Origin of the sequence: Catelliglobosispora koreensis DSM 44566 (assembly GCF_000379685.1) — a bacterium.
Classification (GTDB): Bacteria; Actinomycetota; Actinomycetes; order Mycobacteriales; family Micromonosporaceae; genus Catelliglobosispora; species Catelliglobosispora koreensis.
Map to the genome: position 1 here is coordinate 558,770 of NZ_KB903250.1, position 16,007 is coordinate 574,776.

Here is a 16,007-nt window from a genome sequence, read left to right on the forward strand (position 1 = left end):
ACTTGCCCTAAGGGCGGGTGTAGACGGCGACGTAGTCGGCGGTAAGGGGTTTGCCGGACACGGTTGCCGCGTTGGGGCCGCCGCCGAGGGCTTGCGGGAACTGTCCGCCGATGGCGACGTTGAGAATCAGGTAGAAGCCATGAGCCGTGGCGTCTTGCCATGCCGCCGATGGCATGGAGGAAGCTGCTACGCGATGGTGCATTTCCCCGTCCACGTAAAACCGCGCTTCCGACGCTGACAGTTCCATCGCGAACACGTGGAATCCGCCCACACAGCAGGGCAGTTCAGCAGATCCGGCATCGACTCCCGTCGCGTGCATCGCCGCATAGATGCCGGGCCGTCCGTTGACCTGCTCCATGATGTCCAGCTCACCCCACTGCGGCCAGCCTTCACCCTTGTCGCGGATTGGGGCGCCGAGCATCCAAAACGCGGGCCAATACCCGGCTCCGTCCGCTGTGGAAACCTCGGGCAGCTTCAAGGATGCTTCCACTCGCAGCGTTCCGCCCGCCGGGTAGGCGAAGTCAGAACGCAACGTTTCGATGCGCCCAGAAGTCCACTTGCCACCTTGCGACGTCGGCGTGATCGTCAGCTTTCCTTGGGAGACAGCCACATTGGGCACGGTGAAGGTCGCGATCTCCCCCGTCCACTTCGGCTCCCCCAGCTCATAGCGCCAGTTGGCCGCCACGGGCTGATCGAAATCGTCACGGAAGACCTGTGTCCAACGGTCCGTCGTGGAAGGTGCGGCAGCGACTGGCGAACAGCCCGCCAGCAGCAAAGCCAAGACCAGCAAGCGTTTCATGAGATCACCCCGAACCCAGTGAGCATCTTCTCCACGCGCGGAGCCAGCAACGTGACTACCGTGTTCGTCAGATGCGCGTCATCCCTATACAGCACAACACCTTCGCGGACCGCCGCGCACTCCAGCCCGGGGCACAGGATGTCGTTAACGTTCACTACTGTCACCGAGGAGACAGGATCGGCCCACAGCGCGCTTTGCCGGCTGAACGTGCACGGATCGCCTGCCGACAAACAAGTTGGAATATCCATGCCCGGGAAAGGAGTGTCCCGGAAATACACGATCGGGGCGCCGGCCGCCTTCAGCTTGCCGAGCGGCTCCTCCCACGCCTTCTTCAAAGCCAGTTCATTTTGGGCGTAGCGGTTGAGCGAACCCACGAGGATCAGTTTTGGCCGCACCCCAGAAGCGATGCGCTGCAAGGCATAATCACGCCACGCATCGCACTCGCGGTATTCCCGCCCGAGTTGCGGATTGGTCACCGGCAACACCGGCACCGGGCAGCCCGACTTGGTCAGCACCTCCACCGACCATCCCCGGCTCGCGGCAAGGTGCTGCGCGACGGGGAACCATTGTGACGCGTGCGAATCTCCAAACAGGACGATCCGTTGCGTGCCAGTGCCGAACACACAGGGCGGGCTGGTCACCGCCGTTGGCGGCACCTGGCACTCACCCACGTGAGGATGATCCTTGCGTGCTTCATAAGGCGACGGGAACATGCCTTGAATCGGCGTGACCGTCAGATTGGGTCCGTCCACGGCACCGGCGAGGGTGGCGGGAGCCGCGACAGCGGCGTCGGCCATGGTCCGGGTGGCCACACTGCCGAATACAAGCGCCAGCGTCAGCGGAACCACGATCATCGTCGCGCCAAAGCTCAACGACGGCCGTGGACTGACACTCAGGGACTTGCTGCGCCGCAACGGAATCTCGACGAGCCGCATCGTCAGCCACGCCGGGATCGCACTGGCGAGCACGAGAGCGGCCTTGTAACCCCAGTGCAGTTCACCGGTTTGCGCCTCGGTGAGCACCAGCACCGGCCAATGCCATAGGTACCAGGCAAAGCTCAGGCGGCCGATACGGCGTACCCACGGAAGGGAAAGAAAACGGCCCACCAAGCTGGCGGGTCCCGCGGCGATGATGGCCACGGCCCCGAGGGTTGGCAGTAAAGCGGCCCGTCCCGGAAACGCCGTGTCAGCGGTAAAGAACGTGGTCGAGACAATCACTGCGGCCATGCCGAGCAGCCCCAGGGTGCCGCGTCCCGCAGTCACCAGCGCACCCGAATCACTCGAAGCAGGCAAGGCCGCGGGCACTAACGCGACCGGTTCAGGATGGGCAGATGCGGAAGCGTTGCGGCGCAAGCGAACCGCCGCGTAGGCAAGCAGGCCACCGAGGCCGAATTGCCAGGCGCGAGACGGCGAAGAGAGGTAGGCCAACGGCTCGCTGATGGTTGTCCAATGCAGACTGAGAGCGAACGAACCGGCCGTGAACACCGCCATCGCCCACACGGCGAAGCGGCGCACCACGAGCAGCAGCGGCGCCCAGAGTAGGTAGAACTGCTCCTCCACCGCGAGCGACCAGTAGTGCAGCAGCGGACTGTGTGCCTGGCCGGCCGCGAGATAGTCGGTCTGTCCCTCGATGAACCGCCAGTTGGCGAGGTTGAGCGCGGCTCCCGCCACGTCGAGCGCGACATCGCGCTGACGCAGCGGGGGCAGCAGGATCCAGCTAGCCAATGCGGTCCCCACCAGGACCACCGCGGCAGCGGGCAGAATCCGTCGCGCTCGCCGGGCATAGAACTCGCCCAGCCGGATCTTCTCTTGTGACAGCAGAAGTCCCGTGATCAGAAACCCGGAGATGACGAAGAAGACGTCAACGCCGATATAGCCACCGGTGAAAAACGGTACGCCAGCGTGGAATCCGAGGACCGTAACAACCGCGACGGCCCGCAATCCCTCGATATCAGTGCGGAACCTCATGGTTGCTGCATCCAGGGCAGCATCGGATCAAGGAAGCCGGACGCGGCCAAACCCGCGAGCAGCAGGGCGACGGTGATCGCTAGCGAGTCAGGCCAGCTCAGTGATTGCTTCATGACGTCTCCTTGGTTTGCGCGGGCGCAGTGTCCGCCAGGCGTCCCTGACTAGCGGCACGGCGAGATAGGTGTTCACAGCGAGGAAAAACGTTGTCGCCCAGCCGTTTTGCCAGCCCACGTTGAGCAGGCCAGCCCAGCCGGCCACGTTGCTGGCGGTGAACCAGACGATCGCGAGGATGCTGACAGTGCGCGCCAGCGGGCTCTTCTTGGCCTTGGCTCCGGTGGGGACCCACTCGGCCTGACGGCGTTTGATGAGGTGCACGATGGCGACGGCGTGCACGAGGGCATAAAGCATCTGCGCTCGCGTCACTTCGAACCGCCAGCGCGTCTTAGACACGGCTGGCAGCAGCACGAACCAAATCCATGCGGGCGCGAGGAACGGCAGCATGTGCCACGGCCGGATGTCCCCGGGATAGAACCAAAGCATGATGATCGCGGGCAGCGGGATGGTGAACACGTTCACCGCGTTCACGAAATAGCTCGCGAACCCGTTCCAGAACGCGAGCCGCACCCTGAGCGGAAGCTTCGTCCGGTGGAAGCTCTTGTCCACCATCAGTTCCAGGTTGCCCATGCACCAGCGGTATTGCTGGTTCACGAACGCGGTCAACGTGTCGGGCGAAAGTCCTTTGGCTAGCAACACGGGGACGTACTGGGTGCGCCAGCCGACCTTGCGCATCTCGATGCCGGTGAACATGTCTTCGCTGTGTTCCAGCTTCGGGAAGCCACCGATCGCGTCCAGCGCCGCGCGACGATAGACCGCGTTCGTGCCACAGCAAATGGCCGCGTCGTCAGCGTCACGTGACGGCTGTAACCAGCGGAAGAACATCTCCTGTGCCGCTCCTGCGGCACGTTCGATCCAGTTCATCTCCGGCCTGGTGTCAAAGCACTGTGGGCTTTGCACGATGCCGACGGTCGGGTCTTCGAAATACGGCACCAGGTGACTGAGGAAGTCTGGCCGTGGGCAGAAGTCGGCATCGAAGATGACGATCAGATCAGCGTCGCTGTGCTGATATCCGTGGTTGAGGTTGCCAGCTTTCTTGAGGTGCCCACGATCGGGCCGGCTCAGGTAACGGAAACCGTAGGTCGACGCGAGTGTCTTGACCAGGGGTGACGCGGCGTCATCGAGAACCCAGACGGTCAGTTCCCCGTCCCAGTCCAGTTTGGACACGTGCTCATAGGTGTTGCGCAGGATGTGGAAGTCTTCTCCTGCGCTCGGCAGGAATACGTCAACGGACGGTTTGGCGTCAGGTTTCCAGCCCCGTACCAAAATCTCGTGCGACTGCTTGGTCAGGCGCCGCGATTTCTGCCCGTCCAATAACGACATTGACCAGGCGACGATGTTGACGGCCAGCACGGCGAGGAACACCCAGAGCGCCGGGTGCCGTAGTGAGAAGAGGAAGAGGGTGACAGCGGTGAACGTGTAGGAAGCCGAAACGCACAACAGGACCCAACGTCTTTGCGGGCCGAAATACCAATAGAGCTCATCATCGAGCGGTGCTGTCGTGCGCGCCGGGGCGGCGAGCGACATGATCTCTAAGTTAGGCCGCCTATGTTAAACAGTAAAGAAACTTAACGGAAGTCACACTGAACTTGAACCGTCCACTACGAAGGGCATATTCCTTGAGGCGAATAGTTGTTGCCGGGCAAGCACCCCTTATAGATCATTCCGGCCATGATGGCGAGCCAACTCAGACGTATGGGAGGCGTCCTATGTGGAGCACTGTTGCTTCAGTTAGGGCTGGTCTTTCTCCCCGCCGCGGCACCAGCGGCGCCACCCGCAGCTCCTAAGCACAACCGGCTCCTAGACCTCACCGTTTCATTGGCGGCGACAAAGACGCCGACCGTGACCGTCACCGCCACCGCGGCTCGCCCGCTGCCCAACGCCGTCCTCAAGGTGGCTCTGTGGCAGGACAAGCACCGGATTTCGGGCGCCGAGATCGCGCTCGGCACCCTAGCGTCCAGCGCGGCTCACAACATCGAATTCGCCAGCCTTCCCGCGGGCACAAGTGGCGTCGTGGCCGAAGTGACCTCCAACGGCACCTCGCTCGGAAGCAAATTCCTTGCCGTGTCCTGGCACCGGGGCAAACTCATCAGCGCCGGATCATTCGCCCAGCTAACCGACATCGCCCTGCAAACTGACCGCTCCGAAGGACGCTTGTCAGACCAGGACTTCGCCCAGCAAAAGGCGGCGCTGTATGAAGTGCCGGGCAGCTCAGGTGCGGTGTCCACATTTGCCACGTTGGCCAGCACTACGACCTTGAGCGGCCGCACCACCTATCGCGCCCACAACGACGTCGCCTTCGCCAACCGCCAGGTTCGCGTGGAACTCGTCAACCAATCCGATGCGGGCGTTGCCGAGGGATACACCGACGTCAACGGCAACTTCACCCTCGCGGTCGCCGACCTCGCCGCGGGCATTTATCGCGTTCGGGTCTCCACCAACAGCACCCGGGGTTACGTCACGAAAACTGACTTGGACCTCTATTCGCTCCACCTTGGCTACAGCGCTTCCATGAACCTGACACCGGGACAAACCGTGTCAGGGATCAACATCGATTTCGACCACGCGGGTGAGAGCGGCCGAGCCCTCGCGCTCCTTGACTCCCTATATTCATTGCAGACGTTCTACCAATCGATTCGGCAATCGGGCTGGCCCACGGAACTTCGCGCCGTGTATCCAAACGGGACTGACGGCAGTTTCTACCGTGATGGCTTCATCTTCACCAGTGGCGGCGAAACGAAGTGTGGGACGGGTGCCAACGACTGGTGCCCGGAGGACGCGTTCGACTGGGACACGACGGCGCATGAGCTGGGCCACCTCGTTGGAGACTTCGCCGGGATCGAGGACTCACCGGGCGGGACACACTACATCTGCCAAGGCGCTTGGCAAGGAAGCGTCAACAAAGACGACGCCCTCGCCCTCGCCTGGTCCGAAGGATGGGCGACCTTCTTCGGCGAAGTGGCACAGGTATCGGTAGCGATCCCCACGGGCATGCCGTTGGTGGAATACGGCGTCTACAGAGACGTCGCTGGGCCGCCGCACAATACGGGAGGCTCCTCCCTTGTCTACAGCCTTGAAACCCAGAACTACTGCACGCCTCCGGAGGCGACCGGGGAAGATAGCGAGCTCGCCGTTCAACGGGTCTTGTGGGACATGTGGTTTGACAACGGAACCGACGACGGCCTCGCGTGGAGCTTTACCGACATGTACAACCGGCTCGTGTCGGCTGGCGCGACGACCTTTTACGAGGCCTATGTCGCGCTAACGGCAGGCCGCAGTGCGAGTGAACTTCAATCGGCCCGGGCGATTCTGCAGACACAGGGAATCGTGCCCGAGCTGACGGAGCCAGCCTCCGGTGTGCTAAACCCAAATCCTGTTGCCTTCAAATGGAAGCCTGGCGGCGGTCCCAACCATCCGAATAACCAGTTTGGGCTAAAGATCACTAACAAGAACACCGGCGCTGTCCTGGTCGACAAAATAGTGACCACTCCCAGCTACACACCTACCGCAGCCGAGTGGCAGAACATCAGCGGGGCCGGGGATATCAACGTCGAAATCATCGGAACCGAGAATCAGCACTATCCGGCAACCGGCTACACCGCTCCGGTGAAAATGCTTTATGTCCACTATCTGCCTACGGCACCGCGAATCATGGTCGTTGGTGACTCGATAAGCCAGGGCCACGAAGGCGACTACACCTGGCGCTACCGGCTCAAGCAACACTTCAACGCCAAGGGGGTCACCACCGACTTTGTCGGTCCGTGGGTGGGAACGCATCACCTCTCGGTGACGACCCCACCGACAGCGTTCACTGACGGAAAATACGGTCCGGGCGGCACGCTTTCGTTTGACAGTCAGCACCTCGCGAGGTGGGGCTGGCAAGCAGCACAGGCAAGGTATTCGATCCAATCTGAGGTCGCCTCGTACGCCCCGCAATATCTCTTGGTTGAGTTGGGATTCAACGATCTGGGCTGGAGTGTGTCCGACCCAGACGGAACACTGGCCAGCATCAAGGACCTTGTTGCCAACGCACGGGCGGCCAAGCCCGACATCAAGATCTTGTTGGCAAACGTCGTCCGCCGCTCCCCGATACCCGGCGCTAGCTGGCTTGATGGCGCCATTTCCAGCTACAACAGCAAACTGGCGGCAGCCATCCCCGGCATGCAGACGCTGAAGTCAAAGGTTGAATTGGTCGACATCAACACGGGGTTCTCCTACTCCACCGACACCTACGACGGCCTGCACCCGAACGACAGAGGCGAATACAAAATCGCCGAGGACTTCGCCAACGTGCTCGCCAGTAAGTTCTATCTGGGAAGTACGTTTACCACCACAATCCCAACGACTCCCACGGTTTTCCGCCCGGCGGCGCCGGCGACGCTCGACGCTATGGCTGTGCCTGCCGGCGTTCACATCACGTGGCAGCACAGCTTTGGGGCGACGGGCTATTGGCTCTACTCCCGCAACGTCACGCTGGGCGAGAGCTTCCAGAGGTCTGGCATGCCGATCGGGGCGGATAGCTGGGTCGCGAACTGGGTCCTCAATGGACACGTCTACGAGTACTACGTGGTGCCGATGAAGGGCGACACGATCGGCGGCACTTCGCCGTCTGACAGCGTGCAGGCGAACCCGCAAACGTCAGGTGGCGGGCAGAGTATCGTTGTCCTGCCGGGCAGTGGATACGTCGATGTCAGCTGGGACCCGCCGGTGGATCAGTATTCGTCTACCGTCCACAGTTACAAGGTCCATTACTTTGACCAAACCGCGAGCGGTGCCTTCGTTCAGACCTTCACGACCACCAACCGGTCGCTGCGCCTCAACGGTTTGACCAACGGGCATCTCTACACCATCGCGGTGTCGTCGGTGAATGCCGCCGGTGAGGGCTGGCCCGCGGCTGGGCCCAATGTCATTCCTGGGTACGGAAGACCAGCCGCCCCAACGCTGCAAAGCACCCGGATGATCAGTTCCACTGACGCACGGCTGATGTGGACCGCGTCCACCGGCGCAGCTGGTTACTACGTGCTCAATCGCAACTGGAGCCAAGGCGGCCCGTTCACCCGCTACCCGGACATGAAATCCGGGACCTGGGCTGACATCGGCTGGCTGTTCCCAGCCGATCAGCAGGAGTTCTGCATGATCGCGGCCAACGGTTCGCTGCAGTCGGCGTCTTCCAACTGTCTGCGCACGACACAGGATGCGCCAACGCTGACAGGAGCAAGACTGCTGACCGAATCGTCGGTCCGTCTAACGTGGACGGCCTCTCCCGGAGCGGGCGGTTACCGCGTCTACAAACGGGACGCCATGAAAGGCACACCGTGGACGGTGCACATCACCAACACGCCAAACACTTCACTGGAGCTCACCGGGCTGGGTCTGGCTGAGCACTTCGAGTGGTATGTCGTGGCGCTTTCGTGGACCGGGGCGACGCAATCCGTTGGCTCCAACAAGAAGTTCGCGACCGTGAACGGCTAGGCGTTCAGCAGTTTACGAAGCCGTCCGGCGATTTCGGCGACATCGTCGAACTCGCCGGCGGCAACCCCAACGGTCAGCTTGTAGGCCTCGTCGTCGTTGAACGGCTCGGTGCGTACGCCGTTGACGTGTAAGAAAGCCAGCGCGGCCGTGAGCCCCACGCGTTTGTTGCCGTCGACGAAGGCGTGGTTGCGCACCACCGAGTGCATCAAGCTCGCGGCCTTGTCCCACAACGACGGATAGGCCTCGGCACCGAACAGCATCGTTTGCGGTCGCGCGGCAGCCGAGTCGAGCAAGCCTGAATCGCGCAACGTTGGCTTGACTCCGATCGCCTCGGCGATGATCAGCAAGTGATCGACCGTGAGATAGACCGTCATTGAGCGAGCCGATCGAGCAGGTCGCGGTGAGTCCGCTCGAAGGCCACGGCGAATTCGCGTACCTTCTCGGCGTCCGCCTCCTGATGCAGGTCGACTTCGTCGGCGGGCAACTGCTCGGCTTTGGCCTTTTCGTGCTCGGTCATAGCGTCAAGGTTACGGCTCGAACTTGTAGCCCAGTCCACGCACCGTGACCAGATAGCGCGGTGTCGACGGTTCCGGCTCAATCTTGGAGCGAAGCCGTTTCACATGCACGTCAAGGGTTTTCGTGTCCCCGACGTAGTCGGCACCCCAGACCCGGTCGATGAGCTGGCCGCGCGTGAGCACCCGGCCGGCGTTGCGCAGCAACAGTTCGAGGAGTTCAAACTCCTTGAGCGGCAACTGAACCGCGCCTCCATCAACGGTGACGACGTGCCGCTCGACATCCATGCGCACCGGGCCGGCGGTCAGCGTGGCGCCCGCGTGCTCGACCACGTCTGTGGTCTGGCGGCGCAGCACGGCACGAATCCGGGCGACCAATTCGCGTGGGGAGTAAGGCTTCGTGACATAGTCATCGGCGCCAATCTCCAGGCCAACAACCTTGTCGATCTCGCTGTCGCGCGCGGTCACCATGATGATCGGCACGTTCGACCGCTGCCGCAGCTGACGGCACACCTCTGTGCCGGGCATCTCGGGCAGCATCAGATCCAGCAGCACGATGTCGGCACCGGTCCGGTCGAACTCGGTCAGGGCCGCGGGACCAGTCGCCGCGAGGGAAACTTCGAAACCCTCCTTGCGCAGCATGTAAGAAAGCACGTCCGAGAACGATTCCTCGTCCTCGACTACCAGCACCCGGGACATTACTGACCAACCCTTTCCGACGTAACTATTGCGCCGATCTCAGACGATGCCGGTAGCGGCAACATCGCTTCCGGGGGTCTTGCGGGCAGACGCAAGGTGAACGTCGACCCTCCGCCGAGACGGCTGCGCACGTCGACGCGGCCGCCATGATTCGTGGCGATGTGTTTCACGATCGCCAAGCCGAGCCCGGTCCCCCCGGTTGCCCGGGACCGGGCCTGATCAGCGCGGTAGAAGCGCTCGAAAACCCGGTCAAGGTCGGCGGGGCCGATGCCAATGCCCTGGTCGGAGACGCTGATGTCGATCCGTTCGTTTTCCGCGAGAGCGCTGACGATGACGGCGGACCCTTCGTGCGAATACGCGACCGCGTTTTCCACAAGGTTGCCCACAGCCGTCGCGAATTGCGCTCCGTTGCCAAAGATGGTCAGGCCCTTGGTGCCAACGACAACCAGCTCGATCTGCTTGGCCGTGGCCGCCGTGCGCGTGCGGTCAAGCGCGTCGGCGATGACCCAGTCGACGGAAACGGGTTCCGGCTCGGGCAATGGCTCGGCGCCCTGAAGCCGGGACAGCTCCATGAGTTCGGTCACGAGCTGTCCTAGACGCTGGCTTTCCCGGACGATCCGTTCGGCGAACCGTCTAGACGCGGCAACGTCATTGGCCGCGTCCGCACCCGGGGCTGACGGATCGGTCGCGTCCAGCAGGCCCTCAGCGAGCAGCTGGAGCGCGCCAATGGGCGTCTTGAGTTCGTGGCTGACGTTGGCCACGAAGTCCCGCCGCACGCGGTCGACGCGGTGAGCCTCGGTGACGTCGGCGGCCTCGATGCTGATCATCCCGCCACCTATCGCGACGGCACGCAAGGCGACCCCTAACGGTTCGCCCCCGGCTCGCGGGAGATCCAGCTCCACCTCGCGCCGGGCACCTGTGTGGCGCACTTGTCCCGCCAGCGTACGAAGGATGGGGTGCGCGGTGACGGCACCTGGCGTGCTCCCAGCGCGCAGCAGGCCCATCGCCCGCGCGGAAGGGTTCGCCAGCACCGGGTTGTCGCTCGCGTCGAGCAGCACCACCCCCACGCGCAACGAGTCCAGGCTCTTGCGGCCCAGCCCGGCAAGCGGATCAGGGTTGATAACTGCTGCTGGCGCAGGGTCGCTGCGCCTTGCCCACCTCACGAGCCGATGGTAGGCCAGATCGTTCACCAACTGTTCCCCTAGATTGTGGTGAAATGTCGGGAACGTCGGCGCCCGTAGGTTGAAGTTCATCTTCCTGCCGGGTTTCGTTCACCATCGTTCACCGTTTGGATGGTTGGCGGGCCTACTGTGAGCCCAATGCGCGAGGAATTCCGGGCTGATCTGTATGAGATCGGCCGTCTACTGGTTTCGATGGCCGAAGCGGCCCGCACCGCGATGAGCGCCGCCACAACCGCGCTGCTGAGTGCGGACAAAGAAGGCGCCGAGCGCGTGGTCGCCCGCGATGCCGACATCAATCAGCTCTTCCGCCAGGTCGAGGACAAGGTGCTGCGCATCCTGGCACAGCAGGCCCCGGTCGCCTCCGACCTGCGCATGGTGATCACGGCACTGCACATCAGCACCGACCTTGAGCGCATGGGTGATCTGGCCGAGCACGTGGCGAAGTCCGCCCTGCGGCGCTTCCCCGCGGTGGCCGTGCCCGCCGACCTCGCCGGCACGATCGGCCAGATGGCCAACGTCGCCGACCGCATTGCCGGAAAGATCACACTGGTTCTGGCGTCCCGCGACATTGAGCGTGCGGCCGAGCTGGAAAGCGACGACGACGCTATGGACGATCTCGAGCGTCAGCTCTACACCAAGGTCCTTGGGCCAGACTGGGGCCACGGGGTCGAAGCGGCGGTTGATGTCGCGCTCCTCGCCCGCTTCTACGAGCGCTTCGCCGATCACGCCGTCAACGCCGGGCAGCACGTGATCTATCTCGTCACCGGTGAGTCGGCTGACGCCTAAGCACCGCAAAAGAAACGGCCCGGGGGTTGCCCGGGCCGTTTCTTGTTGGGAAGAGGATCTGCCTACTTGACCGCACCCGCGGTGAGACCGTTTTGGATCTGGCGCTGCAACAGCGTGTAAAGAATGATCATCGGCAGGATCGCGATCGTGATCGCCGCGAACAGGGCCGGCCAGTCCGACTTGAACCCGGCTGCGACAGAGATCGACGCGATGCCCTGAGTCAGCATGAACTTGTCTTCGTTACCGCCCGGCACGACATAGAGCGGGATCATGTACTGCGCCCACTGGCCAATGACGTTGAAGATGCCGACGCTGATCAGGCCGGGCTTCGCCATCGGAAGCATGACCTTGAAGAACAGCTTGTAGTGCCCGGCACCATCGATCATCGCCGCTTCCGCAACCGAGTGAGGCAGCGTCCGGAAGAAGGCGACCAGGAAGAAGATGGTGAACGGCAGCGAGTAAGCCACGTAGGTCATGATCAGACCCGTGTGCGTCCCGACCAGCCCGGACTTGCTGCCCAAAAGATCGCCCAGCACCTCGAAAGGCGGGAACGTCTTTCCACTTAGGACGAAGAACAGCGGCACCAGCGACAGGAAGATGGGGAACGCGAGGCCGGTCACGAAGAAGAAGTAAAGGAACCGGCTGCCAATGAACTTGTATCGCGCCAGCACGTAGGCGGCCATCGAGCCCAGCAGCATGGTGAAGAAGGTGCTGAAAGCCACGACGATCGTGCTGTTGAACATGAACTGGCCGATGTGCGCTTGGCTCCAGGCGCGGGCCCAGTTGTCCCAGCGCAGCTCGGCTGGCAGGGTCCACGCGCTGCTGAAGATCTCCGTGGTGTCCTTAAAGGACGACAGGAAGACCCAGATCAGCGGGCCAATGATGACTAGTGCCCAGATCGCCAGCGCCGCATGCGACAGGCCCGACAGGAAACGGAGCGGATTACGTTGCGTCTTCGTTGTCATGGCGGGTTCCTATTAGTACTCGACGGTTTCGCGCCTGCTAGCGCGAAGAGTCAGGAAGGCGAACGTCAGGGTGAGGAAGAACAGGACTACGCCTATCGCTGAGGCCCGGCCGATGTTGCTCTTGGTGAACGAGTTGTAGAGCTCGACGCCAAGCACGGTGGTTGCTCCGTCTGGCCCGCCGTAGCCATTGTCCTGCGACAGCACGTTGATCAGAGCGAAGAAGTCGAACGCGGCGATGCCGAGGTAGACCCAGGCGACCTGGATGGTGTCCCACAGCAGCGGCAACGTGACCCGGAAGAAGAGGGTCACCCGTGACGCGCCATCGAGTTCGGCGGCTTCATAGATCTCGGCCGGGATGCTCGCCATACCAGCGGAGAACAGCACGACATAGAAGCCGACGGCCTGCCAGATGGCGACGAAGAGGATCGCCCACAGCGCGGTGCTTGGATTAACCAGCAGATAGACCGGATCTAGCCCAATCTTGGTGAGGATGCCGTTGATCAGACCGGAATCGTCGGAACGGTAGACGGTCTGGAACAGCACACCCACGATGACCACGGCCAGGACCTGGGGGAGGAAGAACACCACACGGTAGAACTTCGACCCCCAGACCCCGGTCCGAACGCCACCTTTGGAGCCACCGCCCACGTTCAGCAGGAACGCGAAGAACAGGGCGATGGCGATGGTGATCAGCGGCAAGGCGACGAGCAACTTGGCGTGGTTGCCAAGCGCCTTCCAGAAACGCTCATCGTCGAAGAGCTTCGTGAAGTTATCGAAGCCAACCCAGACCGGGTCGACATCAAAGCCGCGCCAGAACGTCAACGATAAGTAGAACGTCTGAAGCATCGGGTAAATCACGAGGATCACGTAGAGCGCTATTGGCAGCGCCAAGAAGCTCGCGACAAAGGGAAGCTTGCCGTGCCGCATGATCGTCTGCTCCTAGTTAGCGGGTGAACTTCTTGACGGTGGCGTCCTTCTGGACCTCATCCGCCTTCTTCTGGATCCGGTCGGCCCAAGCGGCAGCGTTGATCCGGCCGAACATGAGCTCGTTCGTCGCGGCGCGGGTCTCCTTCTCGATGGCGTCGTACCAGCCGTCGAAGAAGTAGTTGCCGATGACGTCCTTGCCGGCGGCGGTCAGGGCAGCCGAAGCGGCCTTGGCACCAGGCGGGAAGGCGAACGACGCGGCAGCGCCGTTGACGACCGTCTTGGCGTGAGCCTCGGTGATCTCGGTGAACTTGGTGCCACCGGCCTTCGACAGCATCTGGCGCATGAACTCCAGACCAGCTGCCTTGTTGGCGGCCTTGGCGGACACGAAGTAACCCTCACCGACGGCAGCCTGAACGGCGGCGGCGCTGAGCTTGTCCGAGCTGGACAGTGACGGAACGGCGGCAACCGAGTACTCGAAGGTCGGCGGGGTGACGGCCTTCTGCTCGCCCTCCAGCCAGTCACCTGACGGGTACATACCGACCTTGTCCTGGTTCTGCTGCAGCTGAACCTCGGTGTGCTTCAGACCCTCGTGCGCCGCGTTCATGTAGCCCTTGGCGAACAGCGAGCCCCATGCTTCGGCAGCCTTGACGACCGCGTCGGCCTTCCAGGCGCCAGCCTTGAGGTTGTCGATGTCCTTGAGGACGTCCTGGCCACCGATCTTCGCGGCGTGGGTCAGGATCACGCGAACCTGGTAGTAAGCGGCGTTCGCGCCAGCGTAGGCGTAAGGCGTGATGCCCTTGGCCTTGATGGCCTCACACAGCGCCAGGAACTCGGTCCAGTCCTTGGCCGGCTTCCAGTTGTTCGCGGTGAACAACTTGGAGTTGTACCAAAGGCCGAACATGGTCGACACGTAGTAGAGAACGTAAGGCTTGCCGTTGAAGGAACCAGCCTCAACCGTGCCAGGCAGAACGGTGTCGCGCACCTTCTTGGCCGGGTCGTCCACGGAAGGAGCGTCCCACAGCTCGGTCAGGTCGGCCAGCTGTCCATCGGCGACCAGCGCGCCGAAGTCCATCGCACCGGTGCCCGAGTTGTTGACGAACTCTGGCGGGTTGCCGCCCTGGAAACGCGGCTGCACCAGAGCCTTGATGTCCTGGGTCGCGGTGTGCTTGACGGTCGCCTTCGGGAAGGCGGCCTTGAAGTTCGGCGTAAGGCCGTCCGTCGCGTACTTCTGGCCGTAACCACCATCGAAGATCACGATCTCAACGGTGGAGTCGTCCTTGATACCAAACGGATTCTTGTCGCTCTTCTGGCCGCCACCTTCGGTGGTGCCCGGGTCATCGGTGCCGCAAGCGGCAAGGAAGCCGGCGGCTGGAGTGGCGAGCAGACCAGCGGCCGCCGCCCGCCGCAGCACTGTGCGGCGGGTGAGGTCCGACGGGCTGTCGGGGGATACGGTCATGACAATCTCCTCGTACGAGATACATGCGGCGCGTCGGGCCCGCCGGCGCGTCGCTGCTTCTGGACTTGTTGTTCTGCCTTGACATTGCTTGTCAAGACCAGTCGCAGCGGCACGCCATAGTACGACGGCGCCGCGTCTACCAGCACATATGTGCTGGAGCTGTGTGATTTTGCCGATTTCCCACCAGATCGGATCATGCTGCCACCTCGCGGAGGCGGTGTCCGGCAACTGCCTGGGCGGTTCGCTGAAACGCTGCGTGGGATCGGTCGTGCGTGCGCTGGGCGACCGCGATGTAGAGCAGGTCCAGCAGCACGAGCTGGGGATGCCGGGCCGATAGGGCGTCCGGCCTAAAGGTGGTGGCCTGTGTCGCGGTGAGCAACACGATGTCGGCCACGTCAGCCATGGGTGAGCGGGGAAAGCTGGTCAGGGCGATGGTGGTGGCGCCGTGACTGCCCGCCTCGGCGAGCATTTCGATCGTCTCGCGGGTTTGCCCCGAGTGCGAAATACCAAGCGCCACATCACCTTTGCGGAGCAGGGCGGCACTGGCGAGTCCATTGTGGACATCAGGCCAGGACCACGCCGCGACTCCGATGCGGTGTAGCGAAAACTGCATCTCGGCGCCGACCAGGGCGGAGCCCGAGGCGCCGTAAATGTCGACCCGGTTCGCCGCCGCGATCGCGTCAGCTGCCCGCTCGACTTCTGCCAGGTCTGTCATAGCTGCTGTATCACGCATCGCCTGCGTGTCCGCCGCCATTATCTGCCCGAGCACGCGCTCTAGCGGGTCGGTTGGCTCGATCTCGCGACCAATGTCGATGGCCCAGCCGGCGCTTCGGGCGGCCCGCCCGGTCTCTCCAGCAATCGCGAGGCGCAGGTCGGCATAACCTTCGAACCCAACGGCCCGGCAGAAGCGGGTGATGGTAGCCGGTGATGTCCCGGAGCGTTCCGCCAGCTCAACGATCGTCGCCCGGGCTGCCCCGGCGGGATCCGTCAGCACTTGCTCGGCCACGCGGCGAAGCGCTCCGGTGAACTCCGGGAGCCGTGCGCGTAGGCGGACGAGCACGCTGTCGGTGCTTGCCTCCTCGAACGCACTTCGATCCACAGATACCTCGCCGCATTTGGAAGGAGTGTT

13 protein-coding genes are annotated in these 16,007 nt (G+C 62.9%); 2 read left to right on the forward strand and 11 right to left on the reverse strand.

Annotated features, from left to right (window positions below; genetic code table 11):
- Window positions 1-7: 7 nt before the first annotated feature.
- From A3E1_RS39665 to A3E1_RS0109875, 3 genes are all read right to left on the reverse strand, one after another.
- Complete coding sequence (locus A3E1_RS39665; RefSeq protein ID WP_020520594.1) at window positions 8-799, reverse strand: family 16 glycosylhydrolase; 792 nt, start codon at window positions 797-799, stop codon at window positions 8-10.
- The gene (locus A3E1_RS39670) at window positions 796-2,766 is read right to left on the reverse strand and encodes an acyltransferase family protein (protein WP_020520595.1); all 1,971 of its coding nucleotides are present in this window, start codon (window positions 2,764-2,766) and stop codon (window positions 796-798) included. Before A3E1_RS39670 ends, A3E1_RS39665 begins: the two co-directional genes overlap by 4 nt.
- An 87-nt stretch (window positions 2,767-2,853) precedes the next feature.
- Entirely contained in the window at window positions 2,854-4,407 is a 1,554-nt protein-coding gene (locus tag A3E1_RS0109875) for a glycosyltransferase family 2 protein (RefSeq protein WP_020520597.1), read from the reverse strand.
- 195 nt (window positions 4,408-4,602) lie between these two features.
- On the opposite strand from A3E1_RS0109875, the gene A3E1_RS0109880 reads away from it, so the two are divergent.
- Window positions 4,603-8,352 (forward strand): GDSL-type esterase/lipase family protein, encoded by a 3,750-nt coding sequence (locus A3E1_RS0109880; protein ID WP_020520598.1) that lies wholly within the window; start codon window positions 4,603-4,605, stop codon window positions 8,350-8,352.
- Here the strand turns inward: A3E1_RS0109880 and A3E1_RS0109885 are convergent.
- The 4 genes from A3E1_RS0109885 to A3E1_RS0109900 are packed head-to-tail and all read right to left on the reverse strand — an operon-like array spanning window position 8,349 to window position 10,816.
- Window positions 8,349-8,726 carry a type II toxin-antitoxin system death-on-curing family toxin gene (locus tag A3E1_RS0109885; RefSeq protein ID WP_020520599.1) on the reverse strand — a complete coding sequence of 126 codons (378 nt, stop codon included), beginning with the start codon at window positions 8,724-8,726 and terminating at the stop codon, window positions 8,349-8,351. The genes A3E1_RS0109880 and A3E1_RS0109885 overlap by 4 nt on opposite strands.
- Entirely contained in the window at window positions 8,723-8,869 is a 147-nt protein-coding gene (locus tag A3E1_RS47025) for a hypothetical protein (protein ID WP_020520600.1), read from the reverse strand. Before A3E1_RS47025 ends, A3E1_RS0109885 begins: the two co-directional genes overlap by 4 nt.
- A 10-nt stretch (window positions 8,870-8,879) precedes the next feature.
- A complete protein-coding gene (locus A3E1_RS0109895) occupies window positions 8,880-9,563 on the reverse strand; it encodes a response regulator transcription factor (protein WP_020520601.1) in 684 nt (227 codons plus the stop codon).
- Complete coding sequence (locus A3E1_RS0109900; RefSeq protein ID WP_020520602.1) at window positions 9,563-10,816, reverse strand: sensor histidine kinase; 1,254 nt, start codon at window positions 10,814-10,816, stop codon at window positions 9,563-9,565. The genes A3E1_RS0109895 and A3E1_RS0109900 overlap by 1 nt, the downstream gene beginning before the upstream one ends.
- 66 nt (window positions 10,817-10,882) lie before the next feature.
- On the opposite strand from A3E1_RS0109900, the gene phoU reads away from it, so the two are divergent.
- Window positions 10,883-11,530, forward strand: coding sequence for a phosphate signaling complex protein PhoU (gene phoU, locus A3E1_RS0109905; RefSeq protein WP_020520603.1), 648 nt, complete (start codon window positions 10,883-10,885; stop codon window positions 11,528-11,530).
- Window positions 11,531-11,592: 62 nt separating this feature from the next.
- Here phoU and A3E1_RS0109910 read toward each other — a convergent pair whose 3' ends face one another.
- From A3E1_RS0109910 to A3E1_RS0109925, 4 genes are all read right to left on the reverse strand, one after another.
- Window positions 11,593-12,495, reverse strand: coding sequence for a carbohydrate ABC transporter permease (locus A3E1_RS0109910; RefSeq protein ID WP_020520604.1), 903 nt, complete (start codon window positions 12,493-12,495; stop codon window positions 11,593-11,595).
- Window positions 12,496-12,507: 12 nt separating this feature from the next.
- A complete protein-coding gene (locus A3E1_RS0109915; protein WP_020520605.1) occupies window positions 12,508-13,422 on the reverse strand; it encodes a carbohydrate ABC transporter permease in 915 nt (304 codons plus the stop codon).
- A gap of 16 nt (window positions 13,423-13,438) precedes the next feature.
- Window positions 13,439-14,878: an N-acetylglucosamine/diacetylchitobiose ABC transporter substrate-binding protein gene (ngcE, locus tag A3E1_RS0109920; RefSeq protein WP_020520606.1), complete on the reverse strand. Its 1,440-nt coding sequence runs from the start codon at window positions 14,876-14,878 to the stop codon at window positions 13,439-13,441.
- 193 nt (window positions 14,879-15,071) lie between these two features.
- Window positions 15,072-15,977, reverse strand: a complete 906-nt coding sequence (locus A3E1_RS0109925; protein WP_020520607.1) for a MurR/RpiR family transcriptional regulator — start codon at window positions 15,975-15,977, stop codon at window positions 15,072-15,074.
- Window positions 15,978-16,007: the final 30 nt, after the last annotated feature.

Bases quoted from the DNA above. Each gene is read 5' to 3' on its own strand.
- A3E1_RS39665 (WP_020520594.1), bottom strand. From the start codon at position 799: ATGAAACGCTTGCTGGTCTTGGCTTTGCTGCTGGCGGGCTGTTCGCCA.
- A3E1_RS39670 (WP_020520595.1), bottom strand. From the start codon at position 2,766: ATGAGGTTCCGCACTGATATCGAGGGATTGCGGGCCGTCGCGGTTGTT.
- A3E1_RS0109875 (WP_020520597.1), bottom strand. From the start codon at position 4,407: ATGTCGCTCGCCGCCCCGGCGCGCACGACAGCACCGCTCGATGATGAG.
- A3E1_RS0109885 (WP_020520599.1), bottom strand. From the start codon at position 8,726: ATGACGGTCTATCTCACGGTCGATCACTTGCTGATCATCGCCGAGGCG.
- A3E1_RS47025 (WP_020520600.1), bottom strand. From the start codon at position 8,869: ATGACCGAGCACGAAAAGGCCAAAGCCGAGCAGTTGCCCGCCGACGAA.
- A3E1_RS0109895 (WP_020520601.1), bottom strand. From the start codon at position 9,563: ATGTCCCGGGTGCTGGTAGTCGAGGACGAGGAATCGTTCTCGGACGTG.
- A3E1_RS0109900 (WP_020520602.1), bottom strand. From the start codon at position 10,816: ATGAACTTCAACCTACGGGCGCCGACGTTCCCGACATTTCACCACAAT.
- phoU (WP_020520603.1), top strand. From the start codon at position 10,883: ATGCGCGAGGAATTCCGGGCTGATCTGTATGAGATCGGCCGTCTACTG.
- A3E1_RS0109910 (WP_020520604.1), bottom strand. From the start codon at position 12,495: ATGACAACGAAGACGCAACGTAATCCGCTCCGTTTCCTGTCGGGCCTG.
- A3E1_RS0109915 (WP_020520605.1), bottom strand. From the start codon at position 13,422: ATGCGGCACGGCAAGCTTCCCTTTGTCGCGAGCTTCTTGGCGCTGCCA.
- ngcE (WP_020520606.1), bottom strand. From the start codon at position 14,878: ATGACCGTATCCCCCGACAGCCCGTCGGACCTCACCCGCCGCACAGTG.